1 protein-coding gene (running past both ends of the window) is annotated in these 26,026 nt (G+C 66.3%); it reads left to right on the top strand.

All 26,026 nt of this window come from inside a single coding sequence — locus ACIBW7_RS16440, HpcH/HpaI aldolase/citrate lyase family protein, on the top strand. Of the gene's 126,159 coding nucleotides, 36,052 precede the window and 64,081 follow it; the stretch shown corresponds to coding positions 36,053-62,078 — codons 12,018 (partial) to 20,693 (partial); the first complete codon in view begins at position 3. Both codon boundaries (start and stop) fall beyond the window edges.

Below are 26,026 nucleotides of genomic sequence, written 5' to 3'. Positions count from 1 at the left end.
CGAACAGCCCCGACAAGGTCGGCGCGCACGCGTACGAGATGTATGTCGGCCCCGATCATATTGTGCGAGTACGTAATTGGACGCAGACCGGATCTGCGGACCGCCACACCATTCAGCGTCCTGTCGGCTACGAGCTCAATGTGGTCTATACATCCGACGGAATCCCGAAGGAGGGCGTCGAGGAAACCTTCGTCATCTTCCGCCTGCCCGACGGCACCCCGACCGTGGCCTACGACCCGGAAGCCACCGGTGTTCCCAAGCCGAAGACTCGGATCGGGCTTGCCGTGGATGTTGCCGAGGACGGCGGCACACTGAACCCGGACCGGCGGGCCATTCCATGGGTCGGTGACGGTGCGTCCGCAGATCGGCCGGCCGTTACCCTGCCATCCGCGCAACCTGATCCATTGCGCGCGCCGACCGGGCGGCGCACTCAGGTCAACACGACCGATGCGATCGGCCGTCAGCAATTGGAGCGGGAGAACGAGGCCGCTCAGCTGCTCGCCCAGCTCGGTTACGACGTCGAGCAGAACCCGGATGTGCCCGGCCCCAAGAACCCCGATTACCGCATCGAGGGCCGGATCTTCGACCATTACGCCCCCACCACCAGCACACTCCGCAACGTCATGTACCGGGTGTGGGAGAAGGTGAACGAGGAGCAGGCCGACCGGATCATCGTCAACCTGTCCGATACGAGCGTCAGTGCGGAACAGATCGGTGACCAGTTGCGCCGCAAGCCGATCCGCGGCCTGCGTGAGCTGATCGTGATCGATCAAGCACACCACATCGTCTACATCGATCCGACCGTGCCGCATGCGGACGCCGATGGTCCACGCCCGCCGATACGACCGCCGGCCGGATGGGTGCCGCAGCAGCCGATCGATTCCGTGAGCGCCGACGCCGAGGTGGTCGCCAAGCCGCGAACCGTTGCCGCGCAGCACCACCTGGCAGGCGAAGGGCCGTTCAACTGCGGTCCGGCCGTGCTGCACTTCGGCCGGCAGCAGCTGGGGCACCAGGTGAGCCCGCCCGCCCTGGACGACCCGCGGATCGCAGTCGCGGGCATGGGGTGGGGTGAGTTCGCCGAGGCGGCGCACGCGGACTGGCACGCAGAGGGATTCGATTCCGTCGCCGCGATCGCCGAACACGTGCGAGACCATGGCGGCGCGGTGTACGGCGCGGTGCAGTACGCCGGGCGCAGGCGGCGTGCGGTCGGCGGGCACGTCTTCCTCATCTACAAGGCCGACGACGGCCAAGTGATGGTCTACGAGAAGGGCGAGAACGGAATCGTCCACTGCGCCTTCGAGGAGTGGGACCAGCCACAGCATGTGACGGCCACCGAAGGCATCGTCATGAAGCGCGTGACGGCCGGGGAAGGTGTCGTCACGAAGGAGAGGCATACTGCCGAAACTCCGCTGGCCGACGGTGAGAAGTCGGTGGTGGCCCTCAGGCGTGGCTTCGGCAAGCGCGGGAATCTCGGGTCTCGGGAACCCGAAGCACTCGACGCAGCCCTGGACCGGACCTATCGTGACCTGCAGCAGCTGGAATCCAGGAATACACCGGCATCACCTGAGGAATTGCAACGCCGGGTCGAGGTGCGCGCGGCGTTCCTGGCTCTCGGCGCGCTGACCACGCGTCTCGAAGCCGCCCACGTGTCGACGCCGGTGTTCGTCCGGTCCGACGACGGGACGACCGAGGACGGCGCCCGCGGCCGGATCGTGTTCCAGCTCGGGGACCCGGCCACCGCGGACACCGTTCTCGGCTACGCGGCGCGCACCGCGCACAACGACGGCGATATCGGCGCGACTACCGAGTCCCTCGTCGATTTCTTTGCCGCCGAACAGGTGTGGCGCGGGTCGGTGGCGATGATCGCGACCGTGCCCATCGATCACGACGATGCCGACCACGGCCGGGCGCCGCATGACGTCGATCTGGTGGGCCTGGACGCGGACGCACTGGTAGCACACCTCACCGACGCCATCGGTGACCGGCAGCCGCAGATCGTACTGGTCGGCGACGGTGACGGGGCCGTCGTGACGCGGGAGGCACAGCCGCAGCTGGACGGCAATGTCACCGTGGCGGAAGCGCCGCGCGGCGTGGACCCGGAGCCGGCGGCGTTCGTATTGTCGGACTACGAAGACGCCCCGGCCGACGCCGATCCGATCGATCTGGCGCGGGTGGGGCTGGAGCGCCATGGCGACACGCCGGATGTGGTGGCGGCACTATGGCAGGATCTGCCATCGGCGCAACGCCGCGCGCTCGCCCAGGTCGCCGCGGAACTGGTCGCGGGCACCGACGGCATTATGGATACGTTCCGCGCCGACGCGGTGATGCGGCTGTTCGCGCGCGCGATGAACGATCGGCTCGACGCATTCGAGGCGGCGCAGGTGGCACGTCTGCGCGCTTTCCTGGCGGCATTGAACCGAGGCGGCCGCCTGACCGAACCGGAACGACCGATTCTGCCGATCGCGCTCCCGCTGGGTGAAAGTTCCTCGGAAGAAAGCTCATTCGTGTCGATCGGCGAGGTGGGCACCGCCGACGAGATCACCGTGTTCGTCACGGCAGCAGATCCGACGCCCGAAGCGCTGCGCACCGGCCTGCGCCACGCCACTCATGAGCTCGGCCTGCAGGATGGTTTGCCGCTGCGTCGCCCGGGTCTCCGGCGTGCCGCGGTGGTGTGGCAGGGAACCGACCCGCAACGGCTGGCCCGCGACCTGGTTTCGCTGGTCGAGGACGCCAGGGTTCGTGCGGGCCGGGAGAATACCGCCGAGCCGCAGATCCGCATCGTCGTGGTGGATGACGCCGACAAGGCCCTGACGCGTGCCGCATTCGAGCACGAGCGGTTCGACGGCTACCGTGACGAATTCGAGCAGGAAACACACCGGCGGGTCGAGGGTTACCTGCGCCCGGAGGTACCGCGCCGGACAGATCGAACCCCACCGCAGGGCGGCGACACCGCGAATAGCGTTCCGCGACGGCAGGTTTTGCCGGATGACCTGGTGGATCCCACGGCGCTGACGCGGTCCGATCTCATCTGGGAACAGTATTTCGGCGCCCCCGGCTGGCGCCTGCGGCCGGAGGAAATCGCGACGATCTGGCGGAAGCTGACCTGGGACGACCGCTGGACTCTGGTCGAAGGGAAGCCGGAGCTGATCGTCGATCCGCGGTATGACCGGGGAATCCCCGCGCGATGGCGCGACCGTGCCAATCGGAGGTTGCTCCAGCGCGAGCTGTTCAGGTTGGAGTCGTTGGCAGCGGCGGAATCCGGGCTGTCCGCAAGCGACAGCGCCAGGTTGATCGAGCTGCGACAGCGGCTGGCCGATTTGATTCAGGCCGAAGAGCTTGCCGCCACGTTGCCCGGCCACCCACCGGTACATGTGCTTTCACTCGGTTTGACCGGGACCGACCGCCGGCTGATGGTCACGTTCGGTGACGTCGACACCGCCACTCGCGTCACCGTCACGGTGGCAGGACATTTCACCAGCGGCTCGCTGGTGGACGGGTTGCGCCACGCTGCGGCAAACTTCGACGAGAACGCGCGCGACAGCGACTCCCAGCGCAGGCATGCGACGGTCGTGTACTTCGGTGCGGACGGCGTCGACATTGTCACCTCGCAGAGGCTGCTCTACGACATCAACAGTCTGTTGCAGACTCGCAGGGCGCTGGAAGTATCCCTGCCGTGGGTGGAGGTCCTGACACTGCCCGAGGGCACGGATCTGACCTACACCGCGCGGGATCGGACTCTGGCGCGGTCCCTGTTCGCAGATGTCGATATCGACTGGGGCGATTTCGAGCCGGTGGACCGCGCGGATCTGGCCGCCTACCGGATTCCGGACACCTCCTTCGAGGTGCCGCTGATCGAATACGCCTTGGAGGGCAATCCGGCGAACTGCACCACGAATGTGGCCTGGTCCCAACATCGTAGGTGGCCGGACCGGCTTCCGGCGCCGGTGGATGCGCCCGGCCTGCACGGCCGCACGGCCGACGAATACGCGGAACTGCTTCGCGCGGGCTGGCATCCGGGCGGTTTCCACACCGACCCGGACGGCGGCAGCACCGCACACGACAAGATCGCCGACGAACTGCTGACCATGGGACCGGGTGCGACCGCCGCGGTGACCGACGAATACCTCGGTTTCGACCCCGAGAACCCCGACGTCGTGGGCTCGCACACCTACGAAATGTATGTCGCCGAGGACGGCAAGACGGTGAAGGTCCGCGACTGGACCTGGGAAAACCCGGTGCAGCGCACCGCGATTCAGCGTCCAGAACCCACCGGTATCACCTACGACCACGTCCGCGGGCAGCGCAAGGCCGATGTGCGGCAGACCTACGCCATCCTGCGTCACGGCGACGGCCGCCCGGCGGTCGAGCACGTGCCGGGGTCCGCCGTCGCGGGCCGTGACATGCCGAAAAGCCAGATCGGGCGGAAATGGCGGGGCCGGGCTGGGCAGGAGCTGCCCGAGGTCGGCGACGGCACAGGCGTGCCGGTGCGCGAGCAGTCGGGAACGATAGGCGACGGTGAATCTCGACCAGGTTGGCGCAGACGTCTGACGCGAGTCTTCCGCGGAAAGGACAGAGCCACAACGGCCGGATCCGGGGAGGCTGGCGCGCCGGACACGATTCCGGAAAAATTCCGGCCCACCTATCGGCAGTTGATTGCCGAACGTGCCGGTGCCGCAGCAGATCTGGCGAAGCTTGCTGCCAGGGTCGATGCCAACCTGGATGCTTTGTCGTCGGATCGATTCGACGAGGAGCTGACGGCCTCGCGACGCCGGATGGACGAACAAGGGGTCCTCGACTCCGCCCGCTATGACACCGAGCTGCGGGCGGCGACGCTTCGTTATCGCGAGCTCAACTCCGTGGTCCACCGGCTCGAGGAACTGGCTGGCTCCTCGCATACGGCCCCGTGGCGATACCGACTCCTGAATGCTCACGCTGAGCGCGTGGCTGAATGGACGCGCAAGCACCAGAAGCTACAGGCTGCTGCTGCCGCCGCCGAAGCCGCGGGGGCCACGGATGTCGACCTCGCCGCGCTGCGGTCGGAGGAACGATTTACCGCCGAAGTTGCCCGCTTGCTGGGCGAAATTCCCGAGTCCACTCACGGCAAACTGCACTCCTCGGCCGCGCGGTACATCAGTTTGACGGCAGAGGTCAGAGAGATCGATCGCGCCATCGCCGTGCACGAAACGGTGCGGGAAAGTCGTGTCGACACTCTGGATCCGAGCGTGGACTGGGACTCGCTTGTCGAGGGCTTGTTTGCCGAACGTGACCAGGCAGTGCTGTTCGGCTGGGGGCAGGGGCAGTTACTGGACGAGGCTGTCCGCGTGTTGGGGGCCAGGCTGCGGGCGTTGGGCTGGCGTGACGAGGACAAGATTGCGGCGGCAATGGAGACAGTGCGCAGCGCTGGACGCGAAGTGCTGCAATTCATCGCGGACTTCCCTGTGGAATCGGAAATCTGGCAGGAGGGCGCCGCTGACGAGTTCACCCGAACTCAGGAGTTCGTTCGCCTCGAAGGACCGCGAACGGTTCCGGATAACCAGGCTCTGCTTCGGCCGACCATGCGACTGCAGGTGCAATTCTCCGGAGATGTCGATGTCCGATCGCTGCAGGTGTCCGTCGAATGCGATCAGTACCGTCCACTTGGGCAAGTCGAATACGCGGATGGGGCTTGGGCAATTCCGCAGCACAGTGCCGCGGCGGTGGGTGAGGAGGTGCACCGGTCACTGCTGGCTGCTACCAGGTCGGGGGTCGAGTCGCACGGCGAGGTCTGGGCGTATTTCGAAGAGTCCCGCGACCGGGATGAATCCACCCGCGGCCTCGTCGATGGTGACGAGGGGGCTGGATCGCCGTTCGAAGCCTGCCGAAAGATCGTCGAGAAACTCTATGACGATCACCATGTTCGGTTGCTCGGATGGGAAGACGCGAATCCGGATGCTTTGGCCGACGTCGATCGCGAATTGCGTGCGCTGATCGCGGAATATGGTGGTAGGCACAATCTTCGGGAGATTCGCTTCGAAGCAAGCATGCTCGCCGGGAATTTGGCAGTGACGTATTCCCCTGGGGCCAGTCACGAGAAGGGCAGCCCTGATTTCTATACGGTCATCGAGATCGACCGCCGGGCGTTGGTCGATCGGGAATGGTCCGAGAAAAGCCTGCGGAACAATCAGAGATTTGGCTGGTTCAGCCGGTCCGCGAGGTCCTTGGTAGCCCAAGTCCTGCGGCATGAATTCATCCATGCTGTGGATCGGTTCCACGGGATCAATTACCTGGACGGCGATGCCATGACAAGAGGGTTGAAAGCGGCCCTCACTGAATATCAAAACCGCTCGTTGGTGCAGCCGGACCTCGACGTCGACGGCTGGCTGCAGAAGGCAGCGCCGAAATATGCCCGCTTCCGCAAGAGCGCCGACGGAAGGTGGATCAAGGAGTTCAAGCCACTCGAGATGTTGGCGGAGGGCGGTGTCGGTGGTGCGCTGGACCGGTCGTTGTCGTTGCTGCACCCGTCACGGGTTTCGTATGCGATGTCGCATCGACTCGACCCGGCAGTGTTCGCGAAGACCATGGCGAACTGGGAGCAATGGCACCGGGCCAACCGTGCCGGCCGCGGAGTCCTGCGGCCGGCCGCGGAGGTGGGCGACCTGCTGCCCGGTCGACAGGGCGACAGCGACACGGATTATCGACGTCCACAAGCACGATGGCCGCATGCGGATAACCAGTGTGGTCCGTTGACGATGCAGGACATCGGGGTGGAGACGGGCCGCGATGATCTGGGTGAGTTCACCGCCGGGCTCGGGGGTATGCGGGTCAGCGTTATCGAAGAGAAGTTGGGTGGGCCCAAGCAGGCTTTCGCGAATATCGGTGAGGCCGTCGAGCGGTTGAAGGCTTGGGGACAGCGGGTCGACGCGGAGAATCAGGGTATCGATCCCGACGGTGCCGAGGCCGGAAATGTTGTGCCGCAGGCCGAGGTCGGCTTGCTGGTGTTCGAGCCGACGCATGTCGACGGTACGGGCGAGCACGGGGATGTCGGGCATGCGTATTGGTTGGTTCGTCGGATAAATCCGGATGGCACTGTTCGGATCGAGAAGCGTGATCCGGGTATGGGGGTGTTGCAGCCGAATTTCGTGCCGTCGCGGGAGTCGGCGGGGCGTCCGGTGTTCGGTATGTTCCTCGACACCGGTGGTCAGCGGGTGGAAGTCGCCGATGCGGATGGTGTCGTGCGCACCAGTACCGAGGACTTCTACGTTGGCAAGTCCGATCCGTCGGGATCGCTCCGTAATGCGTCCCCACCTGCGTACCGGGAACGCCTTGCGCAGTTGTTGCGCGGGAAGATAAGGGCCGCAACGGTTGTTGCTCCCGAGTTGTCGGTGGCGATGGTCGAATTGCGCCGCCACCACGACAAGCGGATCGCCGAGCTACATCACGAGTTCCGCAATCAGGTCGCCCCGCTCGGTGCCGTGGGCTCGCAGTTGCTGAACCCGAAATCGAAGGCCAGGAGCGCATTCGAGCAAGAGCTCGGCAACCTCCGGCGGCAGCTGGCCGCGCAGGTGAAAATCGCCGAGCGGGATTTGACCGACCAGTCGCGGGTGCATGAAGAGGTCGGCAAGGTGCTGGCGGCCTTCGGCGTCGACCAGACGGTGAAAGCCATTGCGGCCGAGTTCTTCGACCATTTCGAGGTGATGCAGAAGATCGCGGAAATCGACCGGTACACCCTCGGGGCCCGCCGTATCGACGCGTTGGAAGACAAACTCTACGACGCATATACGCGCTACGAACAGAGGCTGGACTCGGCTGCCTCGGTGCGGGAAATGGCCGGTCGGATTGCGGAACTCGCCGAATTGGCGGGGCTTGTCCAGAAGACCGAAGACACGATCCCGGAAATGGAGATTGTCCGGGACCGGGACATTACGAATGTCTACTGCATGCGCCCGAGTATGCGGGTGGCGCAGCAGACCTTGGAGACGGTGGAGGCCCGTTACGCCGAAACGCGTGAGCGGCTGCAGGAGTTGCTGGGCAGTGATCCGGAGGAAATGTTCCCGAGCACTCTGGAATCGCTGACACCAAAGCCGTGGCCAGCGGACGCGCGGATCCGAGATCTGCCGCGAGAGCAGGAAAAGTACGAGCTCGCAGTTGCTTTCGAGGACTGCAGGGCAGTGCGCGCCTACGCCAAGGCGATCGCACAGCGGGACGCGCGACTGAAGGTGCTCACCAGCAGGTTCGATCGAGCGATCGAGGCCGCGCTCGGACCGGCCGCCGAGAACCCGAGCGCCCGTGTCGTTTTGAGTGATGCGCTAGCCAGGCTCGCCGATATCGCGGCGGAAGATCGCGCGCAGCTACCAAGGATGCTGTCGGCTAACGGTGTAGGAATCGACCTCGATATTGATATCCGGGATCTCGATGCGGAGACCATGGACGCCGCCGCGGTAGATGAGCTCCGTCGCGAGCGAGAACGCCTGGCCGACCCACGGCTGATGGAGTTGGGGATACGGCCGTATGTCACCGATCCGGCGAAGGCGATCACGGATATCACCAGGCTGCTGGACGCAGTCGCCCGGATTGGCGGCATCGTCGCACTGCAGGCGGAACAGCGCCGGGCCCATTCCCGGACAGCGGTAACCGAAGAGGTATTCGATGCCCGGCGGGCCGAGCATCTGGCCCGGTACCCGCGTGACGCAGACGCCTTGAGCACCTCATTGGAGGACTCGTCCGCACTGCTCGAGGCGTGGGAAAGCACCTGGGGCCGTCGCCGTCGCTCGCTCGGCAAGCTGTTCGAACTTGCTCACGACTATCGGCGTCACGCCGGGCGGGCGGCTGCGCTGGACCAGCAGGCGAGCGAGCTCACGGACTTGGCGCGCCGTCGCCACGAGGCGGTGAGCCGCAGCCGGAAAGCCGACCAAACGCTGCGAGAGCTGTCCAAGGGCAAGCACGGTTACTGGAATTTCACCGCCGAGGTACCCACGGAGCTGCGCAAGAGACGGTACCAACTCCAACGTGACCTCGCCCGTGAGCTGAACCGGAAAATCGCTCGGGATATGGGTATCGAGGCGCCGGAGACCGACGAGCACCACTCGCTGCCGATCGCCTTGATCCACCAGATGGTGTATCAACCCAGTGGGATGGGCCCGCTGACCGATCCCGAAACCGGACAGCACGACGTCGAGCTGGAGTTCTTGGCCATGCAGGCCCTGACGACCGGCGAGATGCTCGATGCCGCAGTCGATTACGCCGCGGCGCTCGCCGAGATCGACCGGCTCGACTCGGCGCTGCGTGCCGGTTTGTCCGATCTGCACCCGCAGGAGACGACCGCCGATGCCACCGGGGACTACCAGCGTCCGGGCGGGCTCGAACACCTGCTGGCCGACGGGCCGAAGAACTGCTTGCCGGAGGCTGCGCGGGCAGCGTGGGCTGCGGTAGGCGGGACAATGCCTGCCGGTTTGGCGGGTTTTGTCGCGGGGCCCGACGGTGTGGCAGCGGCGGATGCGGCGGGAATTGTCGGCGCGGATTGGCACGAGAACGGCTTCTACTCGTGGGATGAGCTCTACCACCGTGTGCTCGCGAACAAGGGCGCGATTGTCGCTGTTGCGGCGTTCGAGGGCTTCACGAACGAGAACGAGGTCGGCGCGCACGCGGTATGTGTGAAGTGGGATGCCGAACGCCGGCAGGTGATGGTGGTCGAGAACGGTGAGGAGACATCGTTCGAGAACTGGACCCCGCCGGATCGGGTCGCGCGTCTGGGCGCTATCGAGCTGCTGCCCGGCGGTGTCGCCGCGCGGGCATTGGGCCCGAACGGTGAGTCGGCTGCGGTGGCGGGCCGGGACTTCCGCAACGTCCGCATCGGTGCCCGCATGGACGACGATCTGGCGGTCATACTCGCGGCCGCACGTGCCAGCAGGGCTGCCGAGGAGAACCGCGCGCCGGACGAGCAGCGGCAGGCGCTGCCATGGGTCGGTGACGGTACCGCGGATCCGGTATCGGAGCAGTCGACACCCGCTGAGGAGCCCCGCGAACTGGTCGTCATTCCGGCAGAGTTCCGGGCGACCTATGAGGAGTTGATCGCCGAACAAGACCAAGCGCTCGTCGAGTTGACGGAGACGGCGCACAAGGCGAATGCCGCCGTGAAGTATCTGCAGTCGTATCAATACGACCAGGCATTGGAAACCGTGCGGCGCCGTCTGGACATGCAGGGGGCTTCCGGCGCCGCCCTCTCGGCTGATCTCTGGGCGACGACCATGCATTACCACGAGGTCGGTGCCATGATCCGCCGACTCGAGGAACTCGGTGCCGTGCGGCCGGAGGATGCGCCGGAACAGCATCGGTTGCTGACGAATCATGCTGTCGCGGTGGAGAATCGGCGCGAGCCGCTGCGCAACCTGCGCGAGGCCCTCGGAACCGACGCACAACCCGAGGCCGTGGATCGTTTTGTGGTGCACCGTGACTCGGTGCGTGAGGCAGCGCGAGCCCTCACCGCACACGATTACCGAGAAAAACGAGCGTTGGTCATCAAGCTCCGGGAAGATCGCGGAGTCCAGTTGACGGGTTGGGAGTACTCGGATGTTCCTCTCGACGCCCTGGTGACTCTCGATCACACCCTGCGCGAGCTGTTCGCGGAATACCGCGGAACACACACCCTCACTGAAATACGTCTCCTCGATGAGGAAGGCATGCGTGCTGTTGATGCCAGGACCCCGGTCTTCGGCAGCAAAGAGGACCGTGCCCCCCGCGCCCTGTGGCGTCTCATGTCGGCGGGTGGGCAGGTCTACTCCGATATCTCTGTCGATCGACGAATCGTCACCGAGCGGAGATTGACCGCGAAGGCCGTGCGGGAGGCGCAGGCGAAGGGTGTGTGGGGCAAGTCGTCGGGTAAACCGATCACCGACTATCTGGTCCACGAGTTCTTGCATGCCGTCGACCAGGCTCTCCAACTGACCGCCCGCGGCACTCTCCGCAAGGAACTCCGCAACGCCTACAACGTTTACCGGCGCCATCCGGTCCTGCGAGTGGACGAGGACTTCCCCACTTGGCTGCGGCGGCTGCCGCGTTATGCCTTCGAAAAAGGTAAACGCGGAAAGCTGAACGACCTGGAGGCATTTGCCGAAGGCGCCGCAACCGGGGGACGAGATCGTTCGCTGCCGCTGACCGATCCGTCGCGGATCGTGTATGCCTTCTCGCACGGCCTCGACGGCGGCGATCACGCCAGGACGATGGCGGACTGGGCACTGGCGCACGCGGTCAACCGGGACACCATGGCCGGTCTCCAACCGTCGCTGGCGCAAGTGCGCGGCGAGGCGCCCGCCGACGAGGGCGATACGGCCTATGTGCACCCGGACCCGCGCCGGCCGCACGCGGATAATCAGTGTGGTCCGTTGACGATGCGCGACATCGGGGTGGTGACGGGCCGCGATGATCTGGGTGGGTTCACCGCCGGGCTCGGGGGTATGCGGGTCAGCGTTATCGAAGAGAAGTTGGGTGGGCCCAAGCAGGCTTTCGCGAATATCGGCGAGGCTGTTTCGCGGTTGCAGGACTGGGGCTGGCGGGTCGATGCCGCGAACCAGGGCATCGATCCGGACAGGGCGTGGCGCAAGGGCATCGATCCGGAGGGCGACCCCCGTGACATGGTCGTGCCCGAGGCCGAGGTGGTCCTGCTGGTGCTCGATCCGACGCATGTCGATGGCACCGGTGCGCATGGTGATGTGGGGCATGCGTATTCGCTGGTTCGCAGGGTGGATGCGGATGGGACCGTTCGGATCGAGAAGCGTGACCCGGGTATGGGGGTGTTGCAACCGAATTTCGTTCCGTCGCGGGAGTCGGCCGACCATGTGGTGTTCGGTATGTTCCTCGATGCCCGTGGTCAGCGGGTGGAGTTCGCGGATGCGGATGGTGTGGTGCGCACCAGTACCGAGGACTTCTACGTCGGCAAGTCCGGCGGCGATGTCGGCGAGTTGCTGGCTGTCGTGCGTGCTGGAGATGCTGCGGATCCCGCTCGGCGACAAGAGGCTTTGCGAGGTCTGGCGACCATATTCGGACAGCAGGTCTTCCAGCACGTGCTGGGCCGGCTCAATGATCGGCAGGCAGCGCCCCTGGCGCGTGCAGCCACCGATGACGTGCTCGCCACTGCGGCACAGCACAACTGGACCGCGCCCGCCGGGCAGGCCATCGGTGAATGGTTGCTCGAGATCGCGCCGATGGCGGTGGAACGCCGGATCGCCCAACGCATTCGAGCCGTGGTTCTGGACCGGCTGCGAGAAGACGAGTCGAGCGACGATCCCGATACCGCCGCCCACGCACCGGTGCGCGCCCAGGCGGTCGCGTCGGCGCATCCGGCACTGATCACACGGGCATTGAACAACATTTCCCGTGCGCCACAACGAGAATGGATGCGTCGGCGGGTCGGCATGGGATTGCCGCGGGAGACGGTGGAGCCACTGGTGGCAAAGCTCGGATGGGCCACCGACATGGCGGCGCTGGACCACAGCGCGATGCGCGCATTGGCGGATGTCCTGATAGAGATCCTCCCGATCTCGCTGCACGAAGTTCCGGCATCGGGCACACCGGAATACGAATTGCTGAACCTGTTGGTGGCGCAGCGTTTTCCTGCCGAAGTGGTGGAGGCCGTCGGCGGAGACCTCGCCCGCCTGCGAGATGCGGTCGCGGAGTTGACCGGCCGCAGTGCCGAATACTGCAATCTCCGGTTCTTGCGCGGTCTGTCCCCTGCGCAGGTGATGGACACCATGGGTATAGGCGTCGAGACCGAGTACTCGACACGTGTGCGCACCGCGGACAACCTGATGATTTCGCTGCTCGGTGTCCCTGAGCCGCCGGTGGTCGACATCGACGGTTGGCTGAGTCGGCTCCCCGAGGCCGGTCCCGAATACGACCGGTTGGTCGCAGAAGTCGGGGCCCGGTTGTCGCCGCCACTCGAGCGGATGATGGCAGGCGACCTGACGAAATTGGCCCAAGGGATCGCGCGTCTGCCAGAACAACAGCGGACGGCATCCTACTTGATGATCTTGAACGGCGAGTCGTTGCTCGACACGAGTCGGGCAATGATGCGGCCTCGCCACACCGTCACCAGGTTCCACAGCCTTGCGTTGGCGGCGTTGGGCGAGTGGTTTACCGAAGTTCGACCCGATACAGAGGCACCCGAGCTGGATGTGCGCGAGGACTCGGCAGCTGGCGATTCGCCTGAGCGTGCGGTTCCGAACAGCGAAATCGGCGAGGCCGTCATCGATTTCACGGAAGATGCGCCGCCCACCGCCGCCGATGTGGCGCGCATTGCGGGCATCCCGCTCAGCACGGTCATCCTCGTCTTGAGCAGGAAGGCCGTCAGCCCGTGGATCCACGAGCAAGTTGTCCGGACGGCGCGACGGATCGGGTTCGAGCTTTCCGAGGACGTCGCACGACCGCAGAAGCTGCCGCAGCCGGTTTCGGCGCACGCTGTGGGGCGCCGCGCCCGCGTGTCCTTCCGAGTCGTCTTGCGGATGGCCAGTGGGCAATCGGTCCCCGACGCGATTCGGGAGCGTGTGACGGCGGCCATGCGGGAACTCGAACTCGAGTTCCGCAATGGTGAGTTGGCCTCGATTCATGAATTCACGCCCAGATTCGAGTGGAAGACTCTGGCCGCGGTAGCTGGGGTGAACAGGGGCACACTGCGCATAATGCTCAACGGTGGCTCGGTATCGGCCGAGAGTCGGCAGAAGGTAGCCGCGGCGGCAGTCGCGCTGGGCATCGAGCTTCCGGCAGAGCTGCTGGTGATACCGCCACCGTCGGCACCGCCGCCACCGTCGGCACCGTCGCCTCAGACACTGTTGGCTCGTGAGGCGGGCATATGGAAGGGGGAGGTCGTCCGTGTCCTCAAGGGCGAGCGTGTCATGTATGCCACTTGGCGCGGTGTCGTCGAGGCGGCCGCACGGATAGGTTTCGAACTTCCGGAAGCTGCTCGGACACCTCCGATTTGGTGGAACACCGCCGAAATAGCGCGCGCGGCCGGGGCATCGAAGGTCACTGTTCGCCGCGTGCGTAACGGGCAGTGGGTTTCCCCGGAAAAGCATGCACAGGTGATCGAGGCGATGCGCGCCCTCGTGCCCGAACTCGTGGATCGGATTCCGCCAGCGCCGGCCCAACCGCCGCAGCGGTCCATGGGCAAAGCCGATATCGCCCGGGAGGCCGGAGTGTCCTACTCCACGGTCGACCGTGTATTCGCGAATCTAAATGTGGATCCGCAACTGCGGCAGCGCGTACTGGCGACGGCAGACCGCCTCGGTGTCCCGGTACCCGAGCAGGTCCGGAACCGGCCTGTACCCCCACGCAAGGTCACCCTCGCTCAGGTGGCTCAGGAGGCGGGGGTTGCCGTCAGCGTCGTGCACAAAGCGTTCAATGGTGCACGGGTGCTGCCCGAGACGATGAGGTCGGTGCTTCGAGCGGCGACCATACTCGGGTACCCGCTGACATCGGAAGCGATGACCAAAATCCAACTGCCACAGCAGTTCGCGGCGGATCTGGCCGAAGCGGCTGGGGTGTCACCGGAGGTCGTGCACCGGGTATTCGCGGGCCGGGATGTGGATCTGACCTCGTGGATGCGAGTGCGTGAGACTGCCACCCGACTCGGATTGCTGCCCAGGCAGCCGTCGTTTGCGGATATCGCTCGGCTGGCCGGAGTCGATACCCGGACGGTGCGCGATGCCTTCGCGGGCAGACGTGTGTTCCCGGACAGAATGCGGGTGGTGCTTGCTGCCGCCTTCCGGGCCGGATTGCCCATGACCGCGAGCGTTCTGTCCCAGCTCCGGCTGCCGGATCTCTGTGTCGCGGACCTGGCGGTCGAGGTCGGGGTATCCGACGAGATCGTGCGCCGGGTGTTCGCGGGTCAGGATGTGAACGAGCAACTGCGGCACTGGGTGTTGCAGGCCGCACGGATGACCGATCGCTCATCGCTGTCGGAATCCGCTCTCCGGCAGGAACTCTCCCGCCGTATGACGTACTCGTCGGTGGCGCGGGAAGCGGGGCTCACACTCAGCGCGGCTCACGAGACGTTTACCGGGGTCTGGGTGACGGCGGAAACGACGCGAGCGGTGCTTTCCGCCGCGATCCGGCTGGGCTTCCCGCTGTCTCCCGAGGTGTTGTCCCGGATTCATCTGCGCGATGAGTTCGTGGCGGCATTGTCCGAGGCGGCCGACGTACCCGGTGACGTTGTGCGTGAGGTGTTCGCGGGCCGGACCATCGACGTTCGATACGTGCAGTTGCGGGAACGGTTGTTGGCTGCGGTGACCGAGCTGCCGCCGGCCCCTGATCGGCCGACCTACGGGCAGATCGCCGATGTGGCCGGAGTGAACGAGGCGGCCGTGGCCAACGTCTTCAATGGTCGCGAGGTGCGTCCGGATCGGTTGCGTGCGGTGCTGGCCGCAGCAATTGGGCTCGGCTTTCCGCTGTCTGGGGAGGTTTTGTCCCGGATACGTCTGCACGACGAGTTCGTCACGGCTCTGGCCCGAGCGGCCGACGTGTCCGAAGATGTGGTGCGCGAGGTGTTTTCGAGCCGGGACGCGGACAACCGGCATGAGGAGTTGCGTCGGCAATTGCTGGCTGCAGTGGCAGACCTGCCGTCTGCTCCACGGCCGACCTACGCGCAGATCGCCCGAGTGGCCGGGGTCAGCGTGGCGACGGTGTCGAGTGTCTTCAACGGTCGCCGGGTGGGGCCGGAACGATTGCGGGCGGTGTTGGCCGCAGCGATCGACCTCGACTTCCCGATGACACCGGAGGTCCTGTCCGGTATTCAACTGCCGGAGCAATTCGTCGGTGATCTCGCGACGGAGCTGGAATGGACCACCAGTGCGGTGCGCGACGCGTTCTCGGGTGACCGGGCCGACCGGCAATCGCAGCAACGGTTGCTCGCGGCCGTCGCTCGTCGCGCGGATCCGGCCGCTGCGGACATGGATCAAGTCCCGGACTCGGGCGCCGAAAACGATTCGCTCCCAACGGTCTTCACCGGGGACCTGCCGTCGGCACAGTCCGTCGATGTCGAGCAGGTATGGGCGTTGCGTACGCAACTGGCCGAGCTGCTGGAGATGGATCCGGCGAATGTGACCCGTGGCCGGGTATGGCAGCTGCTGAACGCCCGGAATACCGGCGAACGAGCCGTGCCGATGGCGGGGAACGTGATCGAGGTTGCTCAATGCTTCCTGGCGGTGACGAGCGACGAGGTGAACAGGAAGCCGAACCAGCTCGACATCTCACGTCTGTCCGGGGTGACTCCGGCGACCGTGTCCAGGGTGCTTCGACGCCGCACCCCGGTCTACACCGAAGCTGAACAGCGGGTACTCGCCGCGGCGGCATTGGTCGGCGTGCGCATCCCCGAGGGCCTTCAACACGCCATCGACCCGGAGTTCATCCGCACCAGGTTCATTGCGCCCAGGTTCGTCGACGGACAGTTCGTCCCTGGACGATTCCGTGAACAGCCCACCCAGGATGACGTGGCGGATGCCGCGAATGTGGACGGTGGCAAGCGGGTTGTCAGCCAGGTGCTGATGGGGGCGGTTTCACCCGATACCGACACCGCGCTCCGGGTGTTCGCTGCCGCCGATCGGATCGGCTACTGGTACTCGCCGTATCGCGGGGATGCCGATCTCGAGCGGCCGCGAGGGACGGCGCCTTCGCCCCGGTCGCTGCTGGATGTGGATGGACCGGGTTACGCCACCCGCGCCGGTGTCGCCGCCATGGGCGGGCCGACCACTGCGAGGAGGGAAGGCGACCCGGCGGTTCCGGATGTGACTCCATCCGTTCCGTTGTCACCCGGCCATATCCGGGCGGATGGCCCCAAGAACTGCCTGCCGGTCGCGGCACGGGATGGGTGGGCAGCGGTCGGGCGTCCGGCGCCGGAAGGGCTGGCCGGGTTTACCGCCGGTTCCGACGGTGTGTTGCTGCGGGATGCGCCCGGGGTGGTGGGCGTCGGATTCGACGAGAGCATCACCACGCTGGCGGGTGCGCGGGATCGGGTGGCGAATGACGGCGGCGCGGTGGTTGCGGTGCTGGTGTACGAGGGTGTCGATGGGCAGCCGCCGCAGTGGGGGCATGCGGTCGACATCAAGCGCGGCGCCGATGGGGTCGTGCGGGTGTTCGAGGAGGGAATGACCGGGGAGGGTGTGGCATTCGAGGAGTGGGAGCCGCCGGCGGGTGTGATCCGCGATGCCCGCGGGGAGCCGGTGGTCGTGGGTATACGGCTGACGGGTTCGGCTGCCGACGATGTCCCGGTCAGTAGGGAATTGCCAGCTGCGGCAAGGGTATTCGAGCATGTTCGGGTCGGTGTGCGCGCGCCGGAACCGGATGATCACGTGGTTCCGCGGCCCGCTGTACCGGCGATACCGAGCGAGGTTTCGGGGCATCAGTGGGAGAGTTTCTGGTCGGGTGTGAGCGCCGAGGCGGACCTGGCGAGTGGCACCGGCCTCGACGACCTGAATCCGCTGGCGGCGGATCTGTTGCGGTTGGTGATGGAGCAGAGGTGGACGGATCTGCCCACGGCGGTCCAGGAGCAGATCGTGGGGCTTCTGAGTGATCCGGTGGAACGGTGGTTGGCGGAAACCGCTGGTGCACCTCTGCCGACCGCCGAGCAGCTGCCGGAGTCGATGGCCGACCAGCTGAACCGGATGCTGCTTGCCCGGCGCAGGCAGGAGTTGGAGGGTATCGAGGAGCCCACTGCCGAGAATGTGCGGGACCTGGCCGAGGTCGACAACTGGATCAATCGGTTGCGGATCGCGGAGCGGTGGGCAACCCACCTGCCTGGTCATCCACGGGTTCGGTTGCTGCGCTTGGGCTTCGGTGACTCGCGGCAGTTGGTGCTCACCGTCGGAGACCTGCAATCCGCGCAGGTGCCCGAGGTTCAGATCTACGTCTATGACAGCGAATCCGACGCGGCAGCCGATGACGGTCTGAACGCGGTACTGAACCACGCCTCGCGGGCGACGCCGGGCGCGGTGCTGTGGTTCGGACGGGACGCGGCGGCACTCGAGACGTTTGTGAGGGAGCTGGCGTCCGCACGCGGCATAAGCGGCCAGTCGGACTCCGATATCACGGTGATCGGGCACGACAAGGCTTCCCGTCAGGTGATAGGTCGCCTGAACCGCGTCGAATTGAGCAGGCAGCGCAATGAGGTTTCCTCGAGCGCATCCATTCCCGAGGCGATGGTGCTGCCGGTGAACGATCCGGAAAAGATCATCCGGGACGCATTGCGGTGGGCCGGGATGTCGAGCATCCAGGACATGGTGCTGCCCGCCGGTGCCACCTTTGCCGATGCGGCCGAGATGGGTGCGGCCAACGCGAAGCGGTGGCGCGGGTGGCCGAGCTACGTGCAAGAAGTGCTCGGCAAGCACCATCCTGATGTATTGGCCCAGGCCGTCGGTCTACCCGACGACGTACGTCACAAAGCGAACCAATCAACATTGGCGACCGACATGGCCGCAGTCGACGCCGCAACCGCCGCTGGGGAGTCATCCGGCGCCGCACACCGGCAGCGACTGATGGAGGTCAACGATACGGACCGAGCGATGAAACTGGCTCGACAGCTCCTGCGGCGGGAACTGGACGAGGATGAGATTCAGTTGTTGTCCCGCACCAGCACCCAGGACGGCGATCTCGAACTGATGATCGGCCTCGGAAGGCCCAGTACTGCGGGCAAAGTGCAAAGGCTCGTGCTGGGTACCGCGCAGACAGGCAGTCTGAGTACGCCGATCTCGCTGGCAGTCGCGCAGTTCCGGACGCTGCGCCGGTCGTCGCCCGATGCCGCACTGGTCTTCATCGTCCGGGGGGCCGACACCGATCGGTCTGCGGGTTCGGGCCGTGTGGCCGAATCGGCCACGGCCGCCGCCGAATCGGCCGCGGAGCGGTTCGTACTGGAGATCGTGGCCGACAATGCTGCCCGCCGCGCGTTGCACCCGTACGAACAGCGCCCGTACAACCACCTTGTCGGCCTGCCGGCCGGTGTGCCCGGGGTGCTGCACGCCGCACGTCTGCTGTACCGGCAGGGTGAGATCGACCTGGTGTCCGGGGATTCGGCCCCCGTCCGGTCCGAGAACCCCGTCGGGAGCATTGCCCTGCTGCTGGCGGATGCTCGGGCAGCGGTGGCCGAAATCCACGGCGAGATCGAACGACTGATCGGAAACCTGCGATTCGGCGGTGCCGCTGTGCGGCTGCCCGCGCAGGCGTTGGAACTCGACCGGATCGATGACACCTTGCAGGATCTGGCCGCCGCGGGAAGTCCTGATGCGGGCAATGCTGAGATTCTCGGCGAATGTGTTCGGCTCGCAGCACAATTGCGACTGGCCGTCGTCCTGGGGAACCACCTCGGCAAGGATCGGCAAACAGGACGTGACGCACAGTTCTGGACGGATCTGGACAACCGCCGGCAGGTCCGGGAAGCGGTGAGTGTGCTCGCCGGGCGCCAGGTGATCGCGGTTCGGATCGCTGATTTGGTGCAGGGAGCGTTGTCCGACAGCACTATCGATCTGGACGAGGACTCCGAGCTCTGGACGCTGGAAACGCTGAACGAGCTGAACCTGGACCGGATACGGGACTGGGTGGCGGAACTGTCGGCCTCGGCGCACACCTCCGAGCACCGGGATCGTGTCACCGAATTGATCGGCCTGGCGGCCGAATTGACGGCTATCGATATCGAAGCCGCTTATCTGCGCTCCCGGGCCCGCGACGCTGTCGAGATGTCGAGTGTGGGCACTCTGGAAAATGCTGTGTCGGAGGCCTATTCGTATCGTGCTGCCCTGCGACGGGGATTGGATGGTCAGCGCGGGGCCCTGAATGTGCCCGCCGACACGGGCATCAACCCCGATCGGGTGAGCAGACTGTATGACGAATTGCTCCGGGATATCGGTGAACGGTTGCGGCTACCCGAGCGAGAAGTGGACCCGCGTCGCATACACGTCGCGATCGAGTTCCTGAAAACCATGAATGACCCGCGCGTGGGCGAGTTGTCCGGGCTGGAACGTCGGCTCCGCGGTCTGAAGCAACTGCTGGAGAGCTCGAAGAGGTTTGCCGAAGCCGACGAGAAGTTGCAGTGGTTGGTGCATCGAGCAGAGCTACTGGCCGCCGCTCGCAACGCAAATGTCGCGCTCGACGACGAGGTTGCCGGTTTCGCCGTCGACCTCGGCCTCGACCTGGACGTGTGGGCGGATGAACAGCTCGTGACGGTGCTGTCCGAGATCACCGAAAAGTACCGACCCGCAATGGCTCCGCGGCCACCGGCGGCGCCCGCGATTCGGTCGGGCGTCGTGCCGGAGTCCGAGATGGCCACGACTGAATACGATTTCGAGGAGCGTCACAGTCCGGCGCTGGTGTGCGGCCCGAAGGTGCAGGCCGTCATCGTGGCCGGTGCGGGCGAGCAGGCCGCTGGAATGAATCCGGCTTCGGTCGATGACTGGACGATCATCACCGGGGGGATGACCGGATCGGCGTTCGCGAAGGGGCTGGATGCGAACTGGGAGTCGAATTCGCCACTGAAGGGGTCGGCGGCGCTGGCCGAGCTGGTGTGGCAGGTCGGTCTGGACGACAACGATGTGTCCATGGCCGCGGCGGTGCTGGATATCAGCGGTCAAGGTTTCGCGCACGCGGTCGCCGTGGTGCGGGTGAATCAGGCGCTGATCGACGAGTTCCCGCAATTGGAGGGGCAGATCGGTCGAGTCGCGGTGTTCGACAATGGGTACGACGAGACCGACGGTGGGTGGATCGTCGGTGACATCGCGATCACTCGGTGGATACACCGCGCCGGTGCGGATGTGCGGAAGGTGCACCGCCTGTTGTTCGGTGACGACGGCGCACCGAAGCAGAGATTGGGCGATCGGCAACCGTTGTCGCTGCTGGGACCCGCCGAACCGGTGGGTGTGCGAATGGCCGGGCCGGCCGATGGCAATGGGCCGTTCGCACACGGCCAGCAGGTTTCACCGGTCGGGGACCTCAGCCGGTTGGCGGCGCTCAGCCGTCGCTGGTGGGGACTCGGCCCGAAAACCGGCGCGCTGCCCGACCCGATGCCGCCGCTCGAGGAGCTCGAGTATCAGGAGCCGCCGCTGCGTGACGACACCGATCGGCTTGCCGATGTAGTGGAGCCCCACCGGGTCGACTTGATCACTCATCGCGGCCGGCCCGTCGCGGTGGCCAAGACCCGCGTGCAGCGCAAGCGGGACGGGACCAACCGCAGAGGCCGCATCGCCTGGGAATTCGATCGAATGGCTCAGCTGGGAGTTGTGCCCGAAGTTCGTGAATGGGAGGGCAAGTACGGCCCGGCGCTTCTGGTGGAGTACGTGCCGAACGAGGGAGACCGCAGCGCGGAGAACCTCGAGGCCCTGGGCATCTCGGAACTCTGGCTGGACCCGGTCGCTGTGCTGCACTTCGTGTTGGCGGATAGCGACGCGATGTACCCCAACACGCCGTTGGTGCTGAACCGGGACGCCCCCGACGACGCGCCGGACCACGAGCGGCGGGGCATCATCAGCTACGACCACGAGGGAATCCTCGAGGGGCTGAATCTGTCCGAGCGAGCCGCTGAGGGTTTGTCGGAAGACGATCCGAGCATCTGCTCGGCGGTGGTGCTGGCGGTGATCGGCAAGCGGGTCAACGACGGGCTGTTGGAGCGGCTTCGCGCGATCGACCTCGAGGATTTCCGCCACTTCGTTCAGGGGCACGGATTCTCGGAGATGGTCGCGCGTGCCGCGGTCGACCGATTGGCGGAAATCCAGCGGTATGGCCGCATCACCGGCGAGAGCTGGCCGTATTCCATCTCGGGGAACTCCCCCGGCGACGCCTATCTCGCGCTGGAGAAGGCGATGCGCCGCCTGTCGGACGAGCTGGCGGGATACGGGGTGTCGACGGACGGCCTTGGCGACGAGGGGCTGGCCGCCTTGATCGACAGTGAAACCGACGAATTCCGGCTCGGCGCGCTCGTTGCGTTCCGAGGTGTCGCCGGCCGATTCCGGAAAGCGGGGGAACTCGCCGATCGGCGAGCGCACGCAGCCCGGTTGGAGCGCGAGCGTGCCGAGAGACAGGAGCCGGGCCAGGCCGTCGGGCCTGTTGTATCCGTGGTGTCTGCGGTGGCGGACCTCGAGCGGACGGGTGTGGGCGTCAGCGATTCGCTGTCGGATCCGCAGCTGTCCGCCGAGGCGGTGACCGAGCTTGCGAATGCGTTGGGCACGGCCATGATCGGCGCGGTGTTCCCGGATTTCTTCTTGACGGTGCAGGAAACTTCCGATGGCCGGCCGTTCGAGCTCTTCTACGACGGCGAGCAGGTGCTGGGGCTCGCGGTACACCCGGACGTCCTGACCCCCGGCAAAGCGTCGCGGCTGCGCCCGAACGCCATGTGGGGCGATCACCGCGAATTGTTCGAGGATCGACCGGTCTACAGCGCGGCGCTGGAGGTGTGCGGAAGGCTGCTGGCGGGCCGCGTCGCACCGGGTCGGCTGCTCGAAGAGCTGCAACGCGGCTACGACGCGCTCTCCGAAGCCCGCAGGGCCGAAAAGGATTTCGCAGGGTGGGCGGAACCGATTCCGGTCGGCGAGCTGGATCAAGATGCGGCACTGGGTGTCGCCTTCGCCGTGGGCTTCCAGGAGCTGCCCCTGCCGCGTCGCCCGCTGGGTATCGCATACGCCCTGATATCGGACTTCGTCGCGGGAGACGGTGGCGACGCTGACGCTGTCCCGGACGCAGCGAAACAGCTGCGACCAGGTGTGGCCGCAGCGGGTGACGATGCCACCATGTCGTCCGTCGCAGACAGGGACGTGCACGCAGAACTCGACAGTCGACGGCGTCGTAGCACGACCGCGCCGGCACAGACCGAGCCCTTGTCCGGAGCCGTCGGCGGGAAGCCGGAGTTCGTCGATCCGGCGGTGGCGAGGCCGCGGAGAGGGCGCGGCGCGCCTCCGGCGATCAACGCCGATTCCGAGGGGATGGGTAGTGGGCGAGCGGCAGCCGGTTCGATCGGCGCTCCGCCCGGCGGGAGCGATACTCCACAGCTACCGCTGTGGCGTGCGGTGGCTGTGGATGCCGCGGTGTCGGTCCGGACGGTGTTGTCCGTGGTCAAGGGAATGCCGGTACCCGGCCCGATCGGCGCACGGGTCGCCGCGGCGGCGGACCTGCACGGCCTGGAGTTGACCGCGCCGGTGTCGGCGGATCCGGAAGTGGAAACCGAGTCGGATCCGTGGGCGACGGCGTGGGATGTGGCTGTTGCGGTTGGGGTTTCGCCCGCGACGGTGCGAGAGGTGGTGTCCCGGCGTGCGTCGGTGCACGACCTGTCGAACCGTCGCGTGCTGGCCGCCGCCGTGCAGCTGAGCTACCCGGAACTGCCGATCAGCCTGCATGCCGCCATGCGCCAAACCGCGGCGATCGCTGCGGCTGCCCGCGTCGACGAGGACGTTGTCGTCTGGGTGCTCGATGGGCGGCTCTCGGTCGAAACCGAGTCCGGGGCGAAGGTTTTCGACACCATATTGCAGCTGGTCGAATGGGAGGCTCAGCCGGCGCGCGGTGTCGAGGGATTGATTTCCGCCTCGGCACCGGCATACGCGACAGCACCGAGGAGAATGCCGGATGCGCAGCCACCGGAAGGGGTGGGAGACGGCGTAACATCCTCGGCCGCAGGTGAATTCGACGCTTATGACGCGTTGGAGCAGCTACCCGAGCATGCCCGGATAAAGAAGGTGGCGGACAAGGCCGGGGTAGCCGAGGTCACCGTCGTGGATCTGCTGGCAGGTCTGGAAATCGACGAGCGTGTCGCGCAACGGATTCGGCGCGCCGCCACCCGGATCGAGTCTCGGTTGCCCCGCCCGCGGACGCCGGAGGCGGTCGCGTGGATTGCCGGGACCTCGGTGATCGCGGTCATGAAGGTGCGCGACGGTCAGCCGTTGCACAACGAGTCCGTCGAACAGCGTGTTCGTGATGCACTCGGGCTCGTCGGGCCGCTGGTTCCGGGGCAGCGCCGAGCAGACGGCACACCGGGTGCGGACCGCACTGTGCCGGGGCAGCGGCAACCGGAGACCGGGCCGGGTCGTGCGGATGGCCTGCCGCCCGGACAGCGGCAACCGGAGAGCGAGTCGCCCAGCCGTCCGCGCGGTTTCGTCGAATTGATCGCCGCCATGCTGCCGCAGTGGGCGACGACGCAAATTGCCGGTGAGCAGGCCGCAGGCACCACCCAGGACGGTGCCACCACGCCGTCGGCCCCGGATTCCGACGACCGGCGAGCCACATTGCTGCGCGCCGCGCAGAGCGGAGATCGCGACGCCATCCGCGAATTCCGCGCCGCGCAGGACGCCGCGCTGCTGGAGTGGCTGAAGTTCGAGGTGGAGGACAAGGAGGTAGCGGCCCGGCTGCGGGAGCGGGTCTTCGATCTGGTCTTCGCCAAGACGCTGCCGCCGGGACAGCGATCCAACGTCTGGTTCATGAGCCAGATCGGCCTGGTAATGGCCGAAGAACGGGCGCGCCAGGCCCTCACCGAACGGGTGTGGGCGTCGTTCCTGCGTGCGGGCGGTGTCGACGAGAGCCAGATCGCCGGTGCGGCTTCGGGATCGGCCCCGGGCGGTCCGCTGACCGCCGTCGCGCCCGAGGTGCTCCAGGCCGCGCTCGCGTCGTTGGCATCGCCGGACGAGCGGTGGATCGTGTGGGAGCACCACGTCCATCGGCATGATCTGGATACCCTCGCCGCGGCCACACAGCGGTCGGTATCGGAGCTCGAGGAGCTGGAACGCCGGGCGGTGCGAGCGTTCGTCACCGAGGCGCGGTTGCTGTCGGATCCGATTGCGTTGATGCGCAGTGTCGATCGGGTCGAGGGTGCGGACAGCGATAACGACCGGCTCGCGCTCGACATGGCAGCGCGGATCGAACAATTGGCCGGCGAGGTCGCCGCCCAGCTGCACGAGAGCTTCCGGGAGCGGTTCCGCGACACCGAGACGACTTACACCAAGCAGCTGCGAATGCCGGACGGTTCGAAGATCCAGGCCGGCACACCGAAGAGCGCTCAGGTCGATATCGCGAACCTGACCTTCGAGAAACTGCCGCAATACTTCCAGGAGGTGTACCGGCGCCGGGCCGAGACCGCATTGCGGATCGCGCTGGCGGTGCAGGCTGGCGGCGTGGATCTGTCCACACCGACGGCACTCGAGTTGGTTGCCGCGCAGATTCACGAAACATGGGTCGACGAACAGGTTTTCGTGCAGCGCGACCCCGACGTCACCCCCGAGCAGATGCAGCCGTTCGAGGGCCTGACCGTCGATGAGGATCTGCACGCCACAGACCGAGCGCAGAGCGTCCTCGCCGCCGAGCTCGCGATCCGAGTACTGGCCCCACCGGCACTGGATCGCGCCGGTTGGCAACAGCGCCGCCACCAGGTTCTCGAAGAGTGCGCCGACCTGATGTATTGGTACGGCTGGCACGATTCGCTCGACACCCGGGCCGCGCTACCGCCGACGGAACCGACGGACGGACTGCCCGCGAAGTCGCTCCCGAAACCACCCGCGGTACTCGGGCTGGCGGCAACCGTCGTGGACGTGGTGCTCGCCCACACTCCAGGGGCGCGGGTGACGCTGCGGCCGCGCGTGGAGGGCAGCGCGGGTGGCCGGGAAATGCGGATCGATGTCGTCTTCACCGGGGCGGCATTGTCCGACGAGGCGATGATCGCGGCCTCCCGGGCGCTGCGGGAGTTGCCGGACCGCTGGCGATTCGAATCCGACAGTGACACCGACACTTTCCGGATCGAATTCCTGGAGCGTCCGGGAACCGGCCTGGAGGAGGACCGCCGCAAGCGCGAGCAACTACTCGTCGGAATGGGGACCGGTGAGCGGCGGGCCGAGCTCTCGAAGGTGCGGGCCTGGCTGGTCGCGATCCTGAAAAAGGACAAGTGGCCGCAGGATTCGATAGACCAGGCCGAGCTGGCGATCTCCGAGTGGGCCTCCAATGCGTTGGACCACACCCAGGGGCCGGTGCTGGTGCGCGCGACGATTATCGAGACGCCGGGCAATGCGCGGGCTCCGAAGCGCGTACTGGTGGAAGTCCTCGATGTCAGCAG

Source organism: Nocardia sp. NPDC049526 (assembly GCF_044465765.1).
GTDB lineage: Bacteria > Actinomycetota > Actinomycetes > Mycobacteriales > Mycobacteriaceae > Nocardia.
The sequence above is the reverse complement of the archived record's forward strand: the minus strand, read 5'-3'. Positions and strand labels throughout refer to the sequence as shown.